Annotated in this window: 13 protein-coding genes and 1 pseudogene; 7 read left to right on the forward strand and 7 right to left on the reverse strand. The window is 45.8% G+C overall.

From position 1 onward, the window contains the following. Positions 1-250: pseudogene (locus Q8J68_RS07520) on the forward strand (hypothetical protein); the annotation flags it as partial. 34 nt (positions 251-284) lie between these two features. On the opposite strand, the gene Q8J68_RS07525 reads toward Q8J68_RS07520, so the two are convergent. The 3 genes from Q8J68_RS07525 to tnpA all read right to left on the reverse strand — a co-directional run bounded on the left by Q8J68_RS07525 (position 285) and on the right by tnpA (position 7,826). Continuing rightward, a complete protein-coding gene (locus Q8J68_RS07525; RefSeq protein ID WP_305310906.1) occupies positions 285-1,721 on the reverse strand; it encodes a TrkH family potassium uptake protein in 1,437 nt (478 codons plus the stop codon). Positions 1,722-1,863: 142 nt separating this feature from the next. Then, on the reverse strand, positions 1,864-7,122 hold the full coding sequence (locus Q8J68_RS07530; protein ID WP_305310907.1) for a PAS domain S-box protein: 5,259 nt from the start codon (positions 7,120-7,122) through the stop codon (positions 1,864-1,866). Positions 7,123-7,382: 260 nt separating this feature from the next. Further along, positions 7,383-7,826 carry an IS200/IS605 family transposase gene (tnpA, locus tag Q8J68_RS07535; protein WP_015052696.1) on the reverse strand — a complete coding sequence of 148 codons (444 nt, stop codon included), beginning with the start codon at positions 7,824-7,826 and terminating at the stop codon, positions 7,383-7,385. Between the two features lie 53 nt (positions 7,827-7,879). Between tnpA and Q8J68_RS07540 the strand changes: the two genes are divergently transcribed. Together Q8J68_RS07540 and Q8J68_RS07545 are read left to right on the forward strand one after the other, a co-directional pair. After that, positions 7,880-9,016, forward strand: coding sequence for a transposase (locus Q8J68_RS07540; protein ID WP_305310908.1), 1,137 nt, complete (start codon positions 7,880-7,882; stop codon positions 9,014-9,016). After that, complete coding sequence (locus tag Q8J68_RS07545) at positions 9,013-9,216, forward strand: hypothetical protein (protein ID WP_305310909.1); 204 nt, start codon at positions 9,013-9,015, stop codon at positions 9,214-9,216. The genes Q8J68_RS07540 and Q8J68_RS07545 overlap by 4 nt, the downstream gene beginning before the upstream one ends. A gap of 134 nt (positions 9,217-9,350) precedes the next feature. Here Q8J68_RS07545 and Q8J68_RS07550 read toward each other — a convergent pair whose 3' ends face one another. The 4 genes from Q8J68_RS07550 to iscB form a co-directional block, all read right to left on the reverse strand. After that, positions 9,351-10,124, reverse strand: a complete 774-nt coding sequence (locus tag Q8J68_RS07550; RefSeq protein WP_305310910.1) for an SDR family NAD(P)-dependent oxidoreductase — start codon at positions 10,122-10,124, stop codon at positions 9,351-9,353. A 224-nt stretch (positions 10,125-10,348) separates the two neighbouring features. Continuing rightward, the gene (gene glgP / locus Q8J68_RS07555; protein ID WP_305310911.1) at positions 10,349-12,061 is read right to left on the reverse strand and encodes an alpha-glucan family phosphorylase; all 1,713 of its coding nucleotides are present in this window, start codon (positions 12,059-12,061) and stop codon (positions 10,349-10,351) included. A gap of 40 nt (positions 12,062-12,101) precedes the next feature. After that, positions 12,102-13,028, reverse strand: a complete 927-nt coding sequence (locus tag Q8J68_RS07560) for a 1-phosphofructokinase family hexose kinase (protein ID WP_305310912.1) — start codon at positions 13,026-13,028, stop codon at positions 12,102-12,104. A gap of 49 nt (positions 13,029-13,077) precedes the next feature. Then, the gene (gene iscB / locus Q8J68_RS07565) at positions 13,078-14,334 is read right to left on the reverse strand and encodes an RNA-guided endonuclease IscB (RefSeq protein WP_305310913.1); all 1,257 of its coding nucleotides are present in this window, start codon (positions 14,332-14,334) and stop codon (positions 13,078-13,080) included. 473 nt (positions 14,335-14,807) lie between these two features. Here iscB and Q8J68_RS07570 point away from each other — a divergent pair, with 473 nt between their 5' ends. From Q8J68_RS07570 to Q8J68_RS07585, 4 genes are all read left to right on the forward strand, one after another. Further along, complete coding sequence (locus Q8J68_RS07570) at positions 14,808-14,987, forward strand: hypothetical protein (protein WP_305310914.1); 180 nt, start codon at positions 14,808-14,810, stop codon at positions 14,985-14,987. Between the two features lie 223 nt (positions 14,988-15,210). Beyond that, positions 15,211-17,115: an anaerobic carbon-monoxide dehydrogenase catalytic subunit gene (gene cooS, locus Q8J68_RS07575; RefSeq protein WP_305310915.1), complete on the forward strand. Its 1,905-nt coding sequence runs from the start codon at positions 15,211-15,213 to the stop codon at positions 17,113-17,115. A gap of 393 nt (positions 17,116-17,508) precedes the next feature. Then, positions 17,509-17,976 carry a PspC domain-containing protein gene (locus tag Q8J68_RS07580; RefSeq protein ID WP_305310916.1) on the forward strand — a complete coding sequence of 156 codons (468 nt, stop codon included), beginning with the start codon at positions 17,509-17,511 and terminating at the stop codon, positions 17,974-17,976. Between the two features lie 4 nt (positions 17,977-17,980). Continuing rightward, a complete protein-coding gene (locus tag Q8J68_RS07585) occupies positions 17,981-18,328 on the forward strand; it encodes a LiaI-LiaF-like domain-containing protein (protein ID WP_305310917.1) in 348 nt (115 codons plus the stop codon). The last annotated feature ends 63 nt before the right edge of the window (positions 18,329-18,391 follow it).

An 18,391-nucleotide genomic window follows, 5' to 3' on the forward strand; every position in this document is an offset into this window, starting at 1 on the left:
ACAACCTTACGGAAAGAAACGCAGGGTTAAAAGAGGACTCTTCAAAAGCATTACCGGTGTTCTTCTCAACGCAGATGTCAACGGAAGTTTAAACATAATGAGAAAAGTAGCTGGCGATATTGTTGTAAAACAATTAGCTCGTAGAGGTCTCGTCAATAGACCGATAAGAATAAAGCTCGCATACGAGCAACGATCTTACATGCCCACGACTTCAGTCTGGGTAATTGACCCTTATGAACTCATTTCTTGAAAAATATCCCGAAAAAGCGGATGCCTGAATAACTTCATTTCTTCCAGAAGGCCGGCGTCAGCAGCACAATCACAGTGAAGACCTCAAGCCGTCCTATCCACATATTTGCGGTCAGGATCAGCTTACCCATGTCAGGGATCGCGTCAAAACTTTCCATCGGGCCCACAAGGCCGAGACCAGGTCCGACATTTCCAAGGGTTGCAATGGAAGCACTCAGGGCAGTGACAAAATCCATCCCCATAAATGAGAGCAGGGCCGAACTGGTAAAGAAGATCATGATATATATCACCATAAAGGATACGATCGAATGCATGACATCCTCGGGAATTATTTTATCGTTCAAACGGATAGGTGTGACAGCCTTGGGATGAATTGTCCTGAAGAGGACCTTTTCTGTGTGTTTTAGCAGAAGAAGCAGGCGCACAACCTTCAGGCCTCCTGAAGTGGAACCTGCGCAACCTCCTATGAACATCAGTAAAAACAGTATGAACCTGGATGAATCCGGCCATAGGTTGAAATCAGCCGTTGCATAACCTGTCGTTGTAAGGATAGAAATGACATGGAAACTGCTGTACCTGAAAGCATCAGTAAGTGAATATATCTCGGTCCTGAACAGATTATATGCGAGCAGAAGGGTCGCAGTCACAATTATGAAAAAGTAGAACCTGAACTCCTGATCATTTATCAGGCTTTTCCTATCCGAAAATATTGTTCTGTAGTGGAGAGCAAAATTAGCTCCTCCCAGGAACATGAAACACATGATAATGATCTCGACCAGAGGGTCGTTGAAAGCTGCTATGCTGTCAGAGTAAGGGGAAAAACCTGAGCATGAGATGGATGTAAATGTATGGGTAATAGCGTCATAAGGGGACAATCCTGCGATGCTCAGGAGAATGAATTCGAGAAGGGAAAGCAGGAGATAAATGAACCACAGGTTCTTTGCAGTCCCCCTGATCCTCGGGTGCAGTTTTTCTTCCTGAAGGACCGGAACCTCTGCACGGAATATCTGCCTTCCTGCTACACCGAGTTTTGGCAGGATAGCAACGAACAACATGATAATTCCCATGCCTCCAAGCCATTGGGTCATACTTCTCAAAAATAACAGACTTTTGCTATGACTCTCAATCTCAGTGAGTGCAGTTGCTCCGGTAGCTGTTACTCCTGACATGGATTCAAACAGGGCATTTATTGGAGGGACACCTTCTAGCATGTAGGGAATTGAATAGAATATTGCTGCAAGAAGCCATGCAGATGCCACTATTAAAAAACCTTCCTTAAGGTTCCATTCCCCGCTTTCTTTCTTAACGAATGATTTCAAAAGCACAGCAAATATTAATATCAGCAGGAGAGGGATTACAAAAGTATGCAGCGGCTCTCTATAATATACAGCAACAAGCAATGGGATTAACATGAACCCGGCAAGCAGCCAGAGAATAGAACCCAATACACCCATAACCACATTAAATCTCAAGCCAACCACAACACGTTTTATATTAAAGCCATCGCTTTTATGAAGCCGTCCTAGATTAAGATTTTGATGTTACAGGTCCCAGTCGAAAAGATATGTTCTAAAACCTTAATTAACAAGTGTCTATAGTGGTGTAAAAGCAAGATCAGGATTTGTGATCTCCCAAGTCGCTTTCCAGGGCTCTGATTTCCTTTTCTATCTCTTCCAGCACTTTTGGTATAGAGCCCTCACCGGTTTCTACTGCCTCTTCTATCTCTTTTGTAAGCTCTGCCAGGAGATTGAAGCCAACATTGAGTGCAGCCCCCTTCATTTTGTGAGTTTCAAGTTTTATTTGCGCCGTATCTCCCTGCGAGAAAGAGGCTCTGATCTTTTCAAGCTGCAGGGAAAAAGACTTTACTGCCATACCTGTAAGTTTGTTAAGCAGGTTCTCATCACCGTTCACACTGTCCAGCAGCCTTTCCCTGTCAAAATGGACACTGGAGAATGTTCTGTTTTCAACAGCCTCTTTTTTGCAGGTTTTGCATCCCGGCAACCACTTATCCAAAAGGGACCTGATGGTGGCCGACACAACCGGTTTGGTGGTATAGTCATCCATACCTGCGTCCATACAGCGCTCCTTCTCACCCTTTATCGTTCCTGCGGTAAGGGCAATTATAGGTACATGACCACCGGCTATCGCCTCTATCTCCCGGATGATCCTGGACGCATCATATCCGCTTATCTCAGGCATCTGGATATCCATGAATATCATATCCGGTCTGTTGTCCCTGAATGCCCTGACAGCTTCTTTTCCATTACATGCCTTAATTAGGTTTAAGTGTGGCAAGGCTCCCGAGATGATGGCCGAAGCCAGGGCCATATTGATGACGTTATCTTCTGCTATCAGGATAGTGTACCCGGTTTGGAACTGCTTTTCTGGCAAAGCCTTCTCTGATACCCTGCATGTTCCATTCTGTTCGTCCTGGACAGAGTGCAACCCGGCAGCAGCTCCCAGAAGCTGTTTCATTCCTGTCGGCTTTGCTATGCAGGACCGTATACTCAGGGTTTTGCATCTTTCATGAACATACAAGCTATCAGCGGAGTTGTGCAGTATTATGACAGGCTGGCTGTCAGGAAGAATACCCAGTTCTTCGCGCATTTTGCGGACAAGTTCAAGTCCGTCCATAGCAGGCATGAGATAGTCGGTTATGATCAGATCATAGTTATTCTGACAGGAGATCATCCCAAGTGCCTCCTGGCCGCTTGAAGCCGTATCTGCTTTAATGCCTGCTGCATGGAGCATGTTCTGCAATATGGAGCGATTGCTGCTGTTGTCATCCACGATCAATGCTGTGTGGATATCTGCAAAGCTGCCTTTGATCTTAAGTTCTCCTGCTTCTGCAGGGAAGGATACGGTGAAATGAAATGTGCTGCCCTTCCCGGCCTCACTGACAAATTCAAGCCTGGACCCCATCTTTTCAAGCAACTTGTTCGAGATCGCCAGGCCAAGCCCGCTACCTCCATATTTGCGGGTGATTGAACAATCGGCCTGTGAGAATGAACTGAATATTCCTGGGAATGTTTCCTTTGCAATACCTATTCCCGTGTCCCTCACGGAAAATGTGAAATCCATATCGTTAGTGCCCGGGACCGGGGAAGCTTCAACTTTTAATTCTATCTCTCCCGTTTCCGTGAATTTCACCGCATTACCTAAAAGGTTCACCAGCACTTGCTTCAGTCTTAGCCGGTCGGCAACGATATAGCGGGGAAGGTCAGGGGAGATGTTCAGTAATAGTTCCAGTCCCTTCTCATGAGCCTTGTATTTCACAATGTCAGCTATCTGTTCTGACAGCTCAATGAGGTCTGTCCTCTCCGGGTCAAGCTCCAGTTTGCCTGCCTCTATCTTCGAGAGATCCAGGACGTCATTTATCAGGTCCAGTAAAGAGGTTGCAGATGTATAGACCGCCTTCATGTATTGCGTTTGAGGCTCCTTCAGGTCGGTTTGCATTAGCAGGTCGGTAAACCCGATTATCCCGTTGAGCGGAGTGCGCATCTCGTGGCTCATGTTGGCGAGGAATTCCGACTTGGCCTTGCTTGCGGCCGTAGCATCTTCCTCGGCCCTTTTCTGGGCAGTTATATCAGTGATCGCGATCAGGAAGAACTTCTGAGCGAGGTCATGTATTATCTCGCAGGAGAACAGGCCGTTAACGACCTCACCTCCCTTTATGATCGTGGTTATTTCCTTATTCTGTACTTTACCAGTGGTTTCCAGTTCTCCTCTGATCTGCAACAGTGTATCAATGTCAGCAAGTTCCAGTTCACGAGCTGTTTTACCTACCACTTCTTGCCTGGGTAGTTTCACTTTTTGCAGGAACGCCCTGTTCACATCGACAAGCGTAAAGTCGGGATAACTTGCCAATGCCATAAGTGCAGGATTGCTGTCAAAGAGTTTCTGGAATTTGGTTAAAGCCGCCTGTTGCTGTGAAAGATCTTTTGAGATGGAAAATATACAGTCATAGCCGTCCCATTTGCCTGCCCAGCAGCGTGTCTCTACAGGAATAAGGGTCCCGTTCCTGTGCTGAAGCGGCAGGATGCATGTGTCCTTCTCACCTTTCAATGTTGAGGAAAAGGATTCTCTGGCCTTGCTCAGATGCCTGTGAGAGTACATTCCAGACATTCCCACCCCGGATATCTCTTCAAAAGTGTAACCAAGCCGGTTGAAAAGTGCGGGATTTGCATACAGTACTTTACCCTTGTCTGTTCCTACTATGATTATATAGTCAAGGGTCGCAAAAAGTGTCCGGAAGTTCTCCTCACTGGACTTGAGTTTGCTTTCGATCTCTTTGCGCTCATTGATAGCTGTATGGGTTCCATGCATGCGCAGAGGCCTTCCATTCTTGTCATACCGGGAGATCCTTCCATTGGCCTGGACCCATACCCATCGTCCATCTTTGTGTTTCATGCGGTATTCAGCCAGATAGTACTCTTTTCCGGAGGCTATTGTTGCTTGCAGTTCTCCTGTAACATATTCCACATCATCAGGATGAATTAGCAAGGACCAGAGCTCCATGCTGAAATCCGCGAAGTCATCATTGGTGTATCCGGTTATCTTTTCCCAGCTGTCCCGTCCCTCCAGGTTGATATGACCGGTGACAATATCCAAATCCCATATCCCGGCGCAAGTCGCTTCGAGGGCCATATCAAGTGTATCGGTTCTCTTCTGCAACTGTTCCTGGGCTATCTTGCGCTCGTTGATGTCACGGACCACGGCAAGTATCCTGTCATTGCCACCAATCTCGGTTCTCTTCTGGGATACCTCTACCCAGAAATGCTCCCCATTCTCTTTCTTTGCCAGCCATTCGAATATATGAGGCCCCTGGTCAATGGTTCTCAATGTGTGCTTCAGAACATCCTCTTCAGTATAGTGAGGTACGTTTGCACTCAGGTCGCCTATGTTTCCTGCAAGCACTCTTTCCTTGCTGGAGTAGCCATACATCTTCAGCATGGCCTCGTTCACATCGATTATCTTCCTGGTGGTAATATCATGAATGAAAATGTCCTCGTTGGTGGAATTGAATATCTCGCGATAGTTCTTCTCACTCTCACGCAGCGCTTCCTGGGTGCGTACGCGATCGGAAATGTCCCTGCAGGCGCAGAATACAAGCCTGCGCCCACTTCGCATAACTTCACAGGAGCTGATCTCCACGTCGATCAATGACCCGTCCTTGCGGGTGTGACGTGTCAGGAAATACTCTTCTGTGGACCGGACATCCTGCAATATATCCAGTAATTGCTCGCGTGTCCATTGCTTATCCCAGTCCCATATATGTAGTTCAAGCACTTCCTCAGGGGTGTAACCAAGCATCTGTGCATATTTCCGGTTCGCCTCATAGACCTTACCGTTCATGTCAACGATCACGGCTCCGTCCCTGGATTGCTCGATAAGCAGACGCCGCCATACAGCTTCCTCGGCAAGTTTCTCTTCTGCAAGCTTTCGCTCTGTGATGTCCTGTATAGTGCCAATGACCGTGTTGCGCTGTGAATTATACTCTGCGACAGAATGTATATCCCTTATCTGTGCGTCGTTTTGCCTTGCTATGCGGAATTTCACATCATATGACCGCTTTCCGTCTACCAGATCTTTCAGGGCTTTGTCAAGCAGTTCCCGATATTCCGCCAATGGGACTTTCTGCGCTTCAGCAATGGTAAATGGTTTGTCTTCTACTCCGTAGATTTTAAGCGCTTCTTCCGAAGCCTGCACAGTGCCGGTGTTCAGATCAAACTCCCAACTGCCCATATGCCCTATTTTCTGTGCATTGCTCAGTTGCATTTCTCTTTTACGCAGTTCTTCATCCTCTCGCTTCCTTTCAAAAGCGCTGGTAATTATCCCGGCCACGACCCCTAATAAAGATATCTGTTCATGGGACCATGTATGTTTCTTCCAGACCGTCTCAAACCCGATCATGCCAATGGCATTTCCGCTGTTTTCCATCGGGACGTTGAGGACAGATCTTGTGGAACATTTCCTAAACTCTTCTTTTTCCGCATCTGCTTCAGGCGGAAGTCCCTCTGTATCGGGGATGTGGAGTGGTTCAAGATCGAAGATGCGTTTTGCTAACCATGGCAGACTGTCCACCGGAAAGCTCTGTATATGGGCCATCAAGGACGTTGTCCCAGGCGCACACCATTCATGAGCCATACTCATTGTCTTGCCATCATCTGAAAAGAGATAGATACAACAACGATCGATACCAAAGAAACTCCCGCACATCCGGAGTGCATTGTCAACAGTATCGTTGAGCCTTTCATTGCGGACGCTGACAAACCTGGCTGATATGCCAGCCACCAGTTCCTGTAACCGGAGTTGGAATTGCAGCTGTTCTTCTGCTCTTTTGCGGCTGATCAGAAGTCCTGCCTGACGTACATTTATCTCGACTAGCTCCTCATTTGCCATTGTTTCGCCAGAGGTCATCAGGAGAACGAAGTAGCCGATTATGATGTTATCCTTTACTATCTTTGCTACAACTATCTCTCCTATGCCGAATATCTTCTCCAGGAGCTTTATGGTCCCGTGCGGGACTATGCCATCGGTCAGTTCACATAGAGCTTTAAAACGAGTGATATTCCTGTTTTTGATCCGGTCTTCTATACGACTGTCAATGTCCCACCTTTTCCCGGCAAGTTCGATCCCCAGTATCGAACTGGCTTTGTTAACGTACTCAAATGATCCTGAGATAGCTACGGTAGTAAAGCATTTCTCATCCTCATTTAACAGGTTGAAGGCTCCATACCTGGCCCCTGATATTTCGGCAAGGTCATCTATGATCTTCTGATAATCGATCTCTGTGGCAGAACTCTGGAAAAGCTCCTCTGAGGATGCAACCAGTTTTTTAAGTCTCTTATTCTCTTCCGTTTTATCTGTCATGTGCTTTGTAGCTGTGTAGACTGATCTGTCGTGTGCTCTTGCAAGCTTTGTGCGTGGGGCACTTGCTACTTAACAGATCTGAGTAATGCTTCTATATTTACTTCTTTTATGCAGGTATTTACGTAATTGCGATAGTTTACCTAATAGAATCACTTTATATATTAATAATTATTCTATAGTATAATAGTATAAATTCATAATGTTTTTATCACGTTGAAGTAAGAAGACCGCCGTTTTTAAACTCACGTTAAATCGAAGATTTAATGGGAGTTCCAGTTCTCTGAACTGGAACAGGTGGATGAATTACGGCCCCTATTGGAACTTCCATCAATGTATTTCTTAATTGTTTCAGCAGATACTTGACCATGTGAACCAACATAATAACTTGGTGACCAAAGATGATTACCCCAAAATTCTTTTTTTCGTAGTTCAGGGAACTTCTGGAATACTCTTTTTGTAGTCACTCCTTTCATTATCTTAACGATATCAGTAGGTGCTATGAATGGTGGTGCAGATATGAAGAGATGTATATATTCGGGCATGACTTCAAGTTCAAGTATTTCCCATTCCTTAGAATCGGCAATAGTTCTTATCTGGTCATCGAGAAATTGTTTTAATTCATCGTTCATAACTTGTTTTCGATATTTAGTACACCATACGATATGATAATTGATTTCATAAACAGCAGAGCTTGAATAAGACATATTTACCTATAGGCACGAAAGATATTTAAACGTTGCTGACCTATAGGTATCTAATGCAAAAATCATATAAGTTTAGATTATATCCTACAAAACAACAGGAAGTGACTTTGAATAAGACACTTGATGTTTGTAGATATATCTATAACGAATTTCTTGCAGACCGTAGAAATGCATATGAAAGATGCAATCAGGGATTATCAACAATGGAACAATTATATCAGGTTCAATATCTTGAATTTGATATCGATGTTCATTCTCAGGTTAAACAGGATGTAATCAGGAGATTAGGCAAATCCTTTGATAACTTTTTTAGACGATGTAAGAATGGAGGTGCCAAAGCAGGTTATCCTCGTTTCAAAGGTAAGAAAAGATATAATAGTTTTACCTATCCACAATCTGGTTTTAGCATTTCTGGAAAAAAGTTGAAGTTATCAAAGATTGGAGAAATTAAGATAGTTCAACATAGAGAAATTGAAGGTAAAATCAAGACTTGTACTATCCGCAGAGATGGTAAACAATGGTATGTTACATTCTCTGTAGTCATTGAGAATAATACAACACCTGTAGAACCTGTTACTTTTGTTGGTATTGATGTAGGACTTAATTCTCTGATTACATTAAGTGATGGTACTCAAATAGATTCTCCAAATTATTATCGCAATACAGAGGATGAATTAAAGAAACAACAACGTAATCTTAGCAAAAAAAGGAAGTTTTCTCATAATTGGAAAAAACAATGTGACAAGGCAAACAGATTGCATCGAAAAATACGCAATCAAAGAAATGATTTTAACCATAAAATAAGTAGGAAACTCATTACTGCTTACGATTTCATAGCTTTTGAAGACCTGAATGTAAAGAATATGGTTAAAAATTCAAGACTTTCAAAATCAATACATGATGCATCATGGAGTAATCTAATTCAGATTACAAAATACAAAGCGGAAGAAGCTGGTAAGTTTGTAGAATTAGTCAATCCATATAATACATCACAACTTTGTAGCAAATGTGGTCAAAAAGTCGAGAAACCACTTGCAGTAAGGGTACATAATTGTCCATACTGTGGATTAGTTCTTGACCGTGACCACAATGCAGCTATCAATATTCTAAATCGTGCTGTAGGAACTACAGTTCAAGCCTGTGGAATTGAGTCGTTGGATTTGACGATGAAGCAGGAAGCCACCCTATGAATAGGGTGGTAGTTCACCCAGTATACAATGAGCCTCTGAGCATCTTTGTCTTCATGAATGTGAACCTGTCAGATGTGAATTTCTTCCATTATAATTTTGCATGTTTTGTATCCGTGTTCTTCATTTTCTGCGTAATGCTGATGGCCCTGCTGGCTTTGAAGGAGCTAGGATTTGGTTTCAGGTACGAGCCTATGGAATGAATGGTAATTTCAATAAATGAGGTAAGGAAGGCCCTGTCATCTTCGTGGAATTCCTTACTTACATCCATCTCGAAAAAGAGAATAGAACAGATGGTTCTTGAAATTGGCTTGATGGGAAAACCTTTAGTTGGAAATCATACAGCAGCCCATCCTCCATCAACACAGATGTGCTGGCCCGTCAAATAACTGGAATTGTCAGATGCAAGATATATAAGCAAACCATCCATCTCACCCGGTCTGCCAATTCGTTTCATGGGACATCTTGAACGAATGAAATTCTGAAACTCATCGTCGGAGATGAGATCTTTCGTCATCTCAGACTCAAAGAATCCGGGTCCTATAGCATTCACAGTAATTCCGTATTGTGCCCACTCGCCTGCCAGTGCTCTTGTAAGGTTCACCTCTCCTCCTTTTGACGCATGATAGGAAGAGACTGGATATTGTGTATTTCCAATTACACCGTACATTGAAGCTATGTTGATTATCCTGCCATAATTGCGTTCTTTCATCTTTCTGGCAGCATGTTTTGCGAAGAAGAACACACCTCTGAGATTTGTATCAAGCACTTTATCCCATTCTTCTCCAGTCATATCTTCCGCCGGTGCAAAAGAAGACGTTCCAGCGTTATTTACCAGAATGTCCAGTTTCCCGAATTCTTCAACTGTGCGCTCGACCACATTTATGACATCATCTTCTATCAAAACATCGCACTTTACTGCGAGACACTTTACGCCAATTTCTTCCAGTTCTCTTTTAAGTGCTTCTAACTTCTCAATTCTTCTTGCTGCAATGGTAATATTTGCTCCGGCATTAGCTAATGCTTTAGCAAACTGTACTCCCAACCCGCTAGAGGCACCGGTTACAATTGCAACCTTGCCAGTAAGATCGAATAGATTACTACTTGTCATACACCAATTACCCCCGATCTGTAGAGCATGATTGATCTTTGTCCTTGCTGATAACTAAGATCATACACACAAATGAACTTAGTTTGATTTTCCAAACTAGTCCCTTTATTCTAGAGTAGAATTTATACTTATATATCTATCTGCATATGATGGTTTCAGTGCCTAGTCAAATCTCACATCGATTTGTAGTTGATCTTATACGAAATTCCGGGGCTAAGTCCCGCTCAGCAGGAGAAATAGGCGTTGAGCACATACTCCTGCATCATCCTGTGGGTATTGAAGAATGAACCGTTTATGGCGATGGAATAGCGCATCATATCGATGAAACGCCCCGGATCCTGGTAGTAGAGGGGAATGACTATATTTTCCATCTTGTCGTAGAGTGACTCCGCATCCTTTGAATGGTTGCGATCCTCTGCATTTTCCGGGATTCCATTACCGATAGACCAGCCGGTCAGCCCTTCGATGTGCCCTTCTATCCACCATCCGTCCGGCACGCTCAGGTTGGGGACACCGTTAAGGGCAGCTTTCATCCCGCTTGTACCGGAGGCTTCCATCGGAGGCTCGGGTGTGTTCAGCCAGATGTCAACCCCTGCGGTCATCATTGCCCCCAGGGTCATGTTGTAGTTCTCAAGGTACACCAACTTTATCTCCTTGCCCAGTGCCTGCTTTGCCTGGAAAATGCGTTGGATGAGCTCCTTGCCTCCCTGGTCTTTCGGATGTGCTTTACCTGCATAGATGACCTGGAACTTCCCGGTATGGGTAGATATACTTTTAAGGCGCTCAATATCCTGGAACAAAAGGTCGCCTCTCTTGTATGTCGCAGCCCTTCTGGCAAAGCCGATGGTCAGCACTTCCTCATCCAGGTCTGAGCCGGTCTGAGTGTTGACAAGTTCGATCAGTTTTCTTTTGGCCTGCAGATGTGCATCCCATATTTTATCCTTTGGGATGTTGAGGGCATAGCGGAGACTGAAATTATCCCGCTGCCACATAGGAATATACTGATCGAACAGCTGCCTGAAAGGTTCTGACACCCAGGTGGCAGCGTGGACTCCATTGGTAATAGAATTGATGGAATAGCCGGCGAACAGTTGCCTGGAAGCTTCTCCATGCTTCTTGGCGACACCGTTCACATAGCGGCTCAGGTTAAGGGCCAGACGGGTCATGTTAAGGGTATTACCATTATGCAGTACTCCGTCAAGTGCAAAGAAATCCTCCCTTTGACCGATGATCATCTGTGCCATCTCCAGGGGAAACTGGTCATGTCCGGCAGGCACGATAGTATGGGTCGTGAACACACATCTTCTCTGCACAGCTTTGTGGTCGTTCTCTATAAGATGATCCCTGCCTGCTTTTTTTGCTTCCTCGTCAAGCAATTCCAGGGTAAGGAGTGCGGCGTGTCCTTCATTCATATGGAAACTCTGGATGTTCCTGTAACCAAGCTCCCTGAGCATCCTGATACCACCGACACCGAGGATGAGCTCCTGGCAGAGACGGTAATAATTGTCCCCGCCGTAGAGGTGATGGGTAAGCGTCCGGTCCCACTGTGAGTTCTCCGGCAGGTCTGCGTCAAGGAAGATGACCGGCACATTAAAGCCCGTGATACCTTTGACCTCATATTTCCAGGCCCGCAAATGCACGGTTCTCCCATGCACGGTCACCTGGACCCTCGCGGACATCTCGTGCATGAAATCCTCCACCTTCCATGGTGCAGACTCTTCATGCTGCCATCCGTCATCTCCAAGACGCTGGCGGAAGTACCCTTTACGGTAGAGCAGAGTGACCGCTATCATGGGCACTTTAAGGTCGGCCGATGAGCGGATAGTGTCGCCGGCGAGTATTCCAAGGCCGCCGCTGTAAGTGTGTATCCTTTCTTCGATGCCTATCTCCATTGAGAAATAGGCGATGGACCGTCTTTCAATGAGCAATTCCTGCATTTTCGTCTCCTGATCGTGCTGTTTGTAAGTGGCTGGGCGGTTATATCATTTTTGCGTAGAGGCGTTCAGTGTCCTCTTTCCGGCACAGTTCTGTCCCCGGGGTCATGACAGCTGCAGAACCGGCAGCCAGTCCATACAGGACCGCCTCTCTAAGTGTCTTGTCCATTGACAGACCCAGGACGATACCTGCGACCATGCTGTCGCCGGCTCCCACTTTGCTGATAATGGGTACTGTGGGCGGGACCATGCGCTCGACCATATCTTCAGAGACAAGCAGGGCGCCGGCCGCACCGAGGGATATTACTATTACTTCGCACATCCCATCTTTTATGATCTTCCTGGCCGCGTCCAGTATCTGCTGCTCCTCCATGACATCCTGGCCTGCAAGATTCTGGAATTCGCGTATGTTGGGCTTGATGAGATAGACACCTTCCTGCAGCGCCTTCTCAAGTGCTTCACCGGATGCGTCAACGATGACCTTTGCACCTATGTCCTTCCCGACACGTGCCACACGGGCATAGTAGTCTGACGGTACACCCATGGGAAGACTCCCGCTGGCTATCAGGTAATCCGGCGCCGGGCTGGCCGAGGACAGTTCGCGGAGGCACTGCTCCCATTCACCTGCCTGCAGCTGAGGACCGGGCATCCCGAAGCGGTACTGTTGTCCTGTGGACCCCTCCAGCACTATAAGGTTTTCCCGGGTCATTCCCTCAATGGGCAATGCCCTCTGTTTAACTCCTTCCTGCTCCAGAAGGTTATTGAGCATCTGTCCGGCCATGCCTCCTGATGGATATACCAGCAGCGATTCGCCTCCCAGTTTCTTTATAGCTCTGGACACATTGACACCACCTCCACCTGGCTCATACTGAGCAGGCTTGCAGTAGAGCTTGTGTTCGGGTATCACATGTTCAGTGCTTGTGCTCTTATCAATAGCAGGGTTCATCGTCAGGGTAATAATCGTTCTCATTGGCATTTCTCCGCAAATTCATAATATCTAAGCAGGAAACCCATTCCCTTTAGGGGATGGGAGGAATTGCGTCACTCCATTTTACTTCCATAATTAATGTTCTTCTGGCTGTCAATAATATAAGCTCTTTGCATTTTGCAGAACGATGAATGATTTCTCCTGATAATGTCCTGAGGTCAAAGTATCCTGATTTCCTTCTGCCGAATATGAAACATTTTGTGTTATTGTAGAGTACTTTGTCAAATAATCTGAATCCCTGAATTATATAAGGAGCTTGGTTCAGTTTTCTTATTCCATTTTTAGATGGATTTGCCTTGTGAATCTGCCTATTATGCTTGCGCATCTGTTTTTGCAAGAAATAGTAGGGAAGTCTTTCTGCTTTAATGTTCCCTGTTATGCAAAATGCATCGATATGATGCGATTTAGGTAGGTTGTTCTGGATCCTGGTGTTCTTGGTAATGTATCCGAACGTATTCTTTACTTTCTGATACTTCGCTTTCAGCTCTTTGAGCAAATAGTTTCTCATTATTCCCATGAATGTCTGATGCTTGAATCCTCTGATCTTTAACATATCAAGAACTATCTTTCCTTTATGGTATTGATCATGACAGGTTTCACATAGGGTTAACAGGTTATCAGGTCTGTTTCCTCCTGTTTTTCTGGATTCGATATGATGGGAATTGAGTATATGATCCTTTGATTTTCCTTTACAATGCTGACAAGTGTGATCATCTCTAAATAGAACATATTCTCTGACATTCCAGAATCCAAGTTGTTCTCCTTGTTGATATTCTGTTCCTGAGATATCAGGGTTCTTTATCTTCTGGATATCGAACGAAGCTGTTTCGATAATGATTGATGTTACTGGCAATATCTTATGAATATTCTCTATTACTTTGAGATGGGTATTGATCCTGTTTCTTATTGTTGGAGCAATCCATCCGGGTTTCTTCGATTTTGTTCTGTTATTGAATCTTTTTTGTCTATATCTTGTTTTCCTGTTTCTTCTTTTTCTCCTTAATTCTCTTCTTGTTGATATCAGGTCGGTTATATCTGTTCTCAGCTGTACTTCTGATGAGAAGAGTTCTTTGTTTTCAGTCGTTGCAGAAAGACCAATGAATTTGCTTCCAGCATCTACTCCCAGAACAACTGGTTGTGTGTAACCACTGCTACCATAGAGTAGCTGCAGTGTAAAAGGCTCTCGCTTTACAACTATAGCCTTCCCTGCTTTCAGCAGTTTCCTTGCTTTGCCTGGAGAGCAGGGCATTAATGGTCTTCCATGTTTGTTAATTATGTAGACTAACATTTTGTCTATCTCCATTTCGGAGTTGTAATCCTTCGCCAATGTTATCCTGGCTTGTTAAGCATGCAACACTGTTCCTACCCAACAGAACTGTTTAATCACATGCTACAGAGCTACAGACTAGGATTAACATCCGTAGGTGTTATGACCGGGATAACGTAGTTCTTGTTTTTTCGACAATCACTTAGGCTAGTCAACCTGAGCTTGTTTGCACAAGCCCATTCCCTTTAGGGATGGGTCGTTGACGTGAGGCTGGAAGGTAAAAGCCATTAGTAGAGTATATCCTTTCTTTACTAAATAGCCTTTTACCGTCTAGCGACTATCCTTTGCTGGTTACTGTTGTCTGCAGGGTGCAGCCTTTCATGCAACTTCACATGCAGGATCAAGTTATTATCCTCTCTTATATCAAGCAGTAATTATTAATATTATATGGCAAAATATATTAATTTATATTATTTCAAATTCAGAGGGATATAATGATATGTAAGTTCTACCACGAGTGCGAGTACGCCAGCAGTGCTGCCTTCACGTGTACTGCCGGAGGAGGAGGGGACTACTGTGGCCATTACAGGATACTGGCTGGCACGTATAAGGAATGCAACGCATCTCAGGGTGATCCACGATTACCCGGCCATTCAAGAGAAATAATGGCTTAGCGAAGCTGAAACTGCCCGAAGCCAGTCCGGCGGGCTGCCCCGGTATTTATGCTCTTTTGATTAGTACTTGTACCTCTTACAAGCATTTCTGCCAAAACATCTTTAGAAATCTTTCCCATGGTCCTAATCTGCACTGATGAATGCAGATTATACTCTCTCAATGGGTATTTAAGTTGCCAGCCCAATTTTCAAATGAATAGGACATTTTCAGTGAGGGATGTTTGTGGAAGAAAATAGGATCTCGTATCATAAGTCAGTGCGCACAGCGTACAAGAGAATAAAAGAAGACGGCATGACAAATATCTGGGACCGGTATGAGGCTCAGGGAATGGGCGGAAACCCTGACAGGAGATGCAGCTTCTGCCAGGGCGGGATGCGCTGTGACCTCTGCTCCAACGGCCCCTGCCGCGCCGATGCGGCAAAGGACAAGAGAGGGGTATGCGGGATAACGGCTGATGGTATGGCGATGCGCATGATGCTTCTGCGTAATGTCATGGGAGCTTCCACTTACCAGTATCATACGACACAAACCATCAAAACTCTAAGGGCCACTGCTAAGGGCGAGACCCCTTTTAAGATAGTCGAAGAAGAAAAGCTGAGAAGCTTTGCGGGCAGGCTTGGGATTGACAGTTCCGGCCCGGCAAATGATGTTGCTTTAAAACTATGCGATTTTGTGGAAGCGGATCTTAACAGGGAATACGGGCATCCTAGCAGGATAGTTGAACTGCTTGCCCCGCAAGAGCGCCAGCAATTGTGGAGAAAGCTTGGTATCTTTCCAGGTGGCATCCACACCGAGATATTAAGGGCCACAAGCTCCTGTCTGACGAACGTGGACGGGAATTACGTTAGCCTGGCCTTAAAGGCAATGAAACTTGGAATAGCCATGGCATACCAGAGCCAGATAGTCAACGAATACTGTCAGGACATGATCTTCGGGATACCCAGGCCGCATAATATGCGTGTGGACCTGGGGGTGCTGGATCCTGATTATGTCAACGTACTGCCCAACGGCCATGAACCTTTCCTGGGATTTGCCATGGTGCAGCTTGCAAGACAGGCAGAGTGGCAGGAAAAGGCAAAAGGAGTGGGTGCAAAGGGTCTCAGGATCATTGCAAATATAGAAACCGGACAGGAAATGATCCAGAGATGGGATATGGATGATGTGCTCTATGGTTTCACCGGGAACTGGATAATGCAGGAAGCCGTTATGGCAAGCGGTTGTGTGGATGTATTTGTGTCTGATATGAACTGTTCCATGCCTATAGATCCCCTGTATGCGGAAAAGTACAGGTTCAAGCTCATTCCGGTAAGCGACCTGATATCCTTTGAGGGGGTCACGGACCGTGTTGAGTACGTACCCGAAAAAGCAAGTGAACAGGCGGCACAGCTGCTTCAGATTGGAATCGATAATTTCAAGGAGCGAAGGTCAACCGTAGTGCCGATAACAGGACAGCCGCTCACTGAAGCTGTCGTGGGATTTTCAACGGAGAGCATACTGGATGCGCTTGGCGGGAAGCTTGACCCGCTTCTGGATGCCATCAAGGCGGGAACACTGCGCGGGGTAGCGGGTCTTGTATCCTGCACCACTTTGCGGGATAATGGACAGGATAACCATAGCATAGCCATCGCAAAGGAACTTATCAAACGGGATGTGCTTGTGCTCTCCATGGGATGCGGCAACGGTGCCATGCAGGTGGGAGGACTTTGCAGCCCTGAAGCCAAAGAGCTTGCAGGTCCGGGGCTTCGGTCCGTCTGCGAGGCTCTGGGAGTTCCGCCTGTACTGAGCTACGGGACATGTACCGATACCGGAAGACTGGCAGACTTGCTTGCCGCGGTTTCTGCGGGCCTTGGCGGGGTTGCGATCCCTGACCTGCCAGTGGTGGCGACAGCACCTGAGTATATGGAGCAGAAGGCTACTATAGATGCTGTCTTTGCCCTGGCCCTGGGACTCCACACGCACGTGAACCCGGTCCCGACGGTCACAGGTGGTCCTGACCTTGTGAAGCTGCTCACCCATGATTGCAAAGACATAACAGGAGGTCTCCTCAACGTAGAAACAGACAGTGTGAAAGCTGTTGACATGATGATGGAACACATCGAGGACAAGCGCAGTGCATTGGGCATTTGAAAGTCATTTGCCGGGTAGTATCCTATTAGTCTTTATTCGTCTGCTCGGGCAATGACCCTGAAACTGCTGTCCTTCTTTTTTTGACCTGTACAAAGCCTGTACTTTGGTCATGGAATACTGAAATTCATATTCCAGAGAAAGCAAGAGTAAGTGACCATTAATGAAACTCAACGAGCTTCATATCATTTTTCCTGTTTTGATGTGAGGAGAGCTTAGCAGGTGGCTGGTATAGCTCTTTGTTTTCCGCTTCATGCAAAGCAGCGGGATACCTGGAGTGTCGCAAGCTCTTTATCTCATCCTTCTAACCCTGCTCTTAAATAGTATCATCTATTATTATTTTAATAATTAAGGTCAACGGGTCAAAAGATGAAAGTAACATAAGGAGTTCATGCTATGGAGAAGAAACAAAGACTGACACGCAGCAGGGATGACCGTATGCTTGCCGGGGTGGCGGGTGGTGTCGGGAAATATTTCGATACAGATCCGACACTTGTCAGGCTTATCTTTGTCATTGCTGCTTTTGCAACTGACGGGCTCATGATATGGATATACATACTCATGGTAATAATAGTCCCTGAGGAAGAGAAAAAGAAAAAGGCACTCCGGGTGGATCCCGAAGATAATGGAGCGGTCCCCGAAGAGGAAGAGGTTGTCGTGATAGGTGAGCAGTCATCAGGGGAAGTGGAACCGAAAAAAGATACAGTTGATCCGGCAGTCTGGCTTGGAATCGGACTTATTCTGCTGGGTGCTTTCTTTCTGCTTTCCAGGCTGGGCCTGTTCTGGTGGTTCAACTGGGGGATCATGTGGCCTTTGCTTATCGTGCTTGTCGGCATATGGATAATACTTCGACGCCGCAGGTGAGCTTATGAAACACCGCAAAGGCATCATGGACGGCCTGGTGCTCATCGCAGCCGGACTCCTGCTCCTGGCCGGTAATTTCAATATGCTGCCCACTGGATTCTGGTGGGCTATACTTGAAAAGTGGCCGGTGATATTTATCCTGGCAGGTCTGGATGTGATGGCAAGCTATGTTAAATCGGACCTTGCAGCCTGGCTTTTGTTCGCCTGTGAGGTACTGGTCCTGGTGGCGGTCATATGGATAGCGTGGACTTATCCTTTTGCACAGGCTCCTGAGTTCCTGCAGTATTTCCCGTTCATGGATGTCCTGGAGAGTCTGGCGGAAGGCTTTGGGATCACATGGTCGGGAAGCTGATGGGCCTGAGCTACATCTCGCCATTGACCGTTGACGTTAGGCTGAAATGCCGGTTTCCGGGAG

Origin of the sequence: Methanolobus sp., assembly GCF_030682845.1 — an archaeon.
Lineage (GTDB): Archaea > Halobacteriota > Methanosarcinia > Methanosarcinales > Methanosarcinaceae > Methanolobus.

What these genes read in the sequence shown, in the direction of transcription:
- Q8J68_RS07530 (WP_305310907.1), bottom strand. Translation starts at nt 7,122, where the DNA reads ATGACAGATAAAACGGAAGAGAATAAGAGACTTAAAAAACTGGTTGCA.
- tnpA (WP_015052696.1), bottom strand. Translation starts at nt 7,826, where the DNA reads ATGTCTTATTCAAGCTCTGCTGTTTATGAAATCAATTATCATATCGTA.
- Q8J68_RS07540 (WP_305310908.1), top strand. Translation starts at nt 7,880, where the DNA reads ATGCAAAAATCATATAAGTTTAGATTATATCCTACAAAACAACAGGAA.
- Q8J68_RS07545 (WP_305310909.1), top strand. Translation starts at nt 9,013, where the DNA reads ATGAATAGGGTGGTAGTTCACCCAGTATACAATGAGCCTCTGAGCATC.
- Q8J68_RS07550 (WP_305310910.1), bottom strand. Translation starts at nt 10,124, where the DNA reads ATGACAAGTAGTAATCTATTCGATCTTACTGGCAAGGTTGCAATTGTA.
- glgP (WP_305310911.1), bottom strand. Translation starts at nt 12,061, where the DNA reads ATGCAGGAATTGCTCATTGAAAGACGGTCCATCGCCTATTTCTCAATG.
- Q8J68_RS07560 (WP_305310912.1), bottom strand. Translation starts at nt 13,028, where the DNA reads ATGAGAACGATTATTACCCTGACGATGAACCCTGCTATTGATAAGAGC.
- iscB (WP_305310913.1), bottom strand. Translation starts at nt 14,334, where the DNA reads ATGTTAGTCTACATAATTAACAAACATGGAAGACCATTAATGCCCTGC.
- Q8J68_RS07570 (WP_305310914.1), top strand. Translation starts at nt 14,808, where the DNA reads ATGATATGTAAGTTCTACCACGAGTGCGAGTACGCCAGCAGTGCTGCC.
- Q8J68_RS07580 (WP_305310916.1), top strand. Translation starts at nt 17,509, where the DNA reads ATGGAGAAGAAACAAAGACTGACACGCAGCAGGGATGACCGTATGCTT.
- Q8J68_RS07585 (WP_305310917.1), top strand. Translation starts at nt 17,981, where the DNA reads ATGAAACACCGCAAAGGCATCATGGACGGCCTGGTGCTCATCGCAGCC.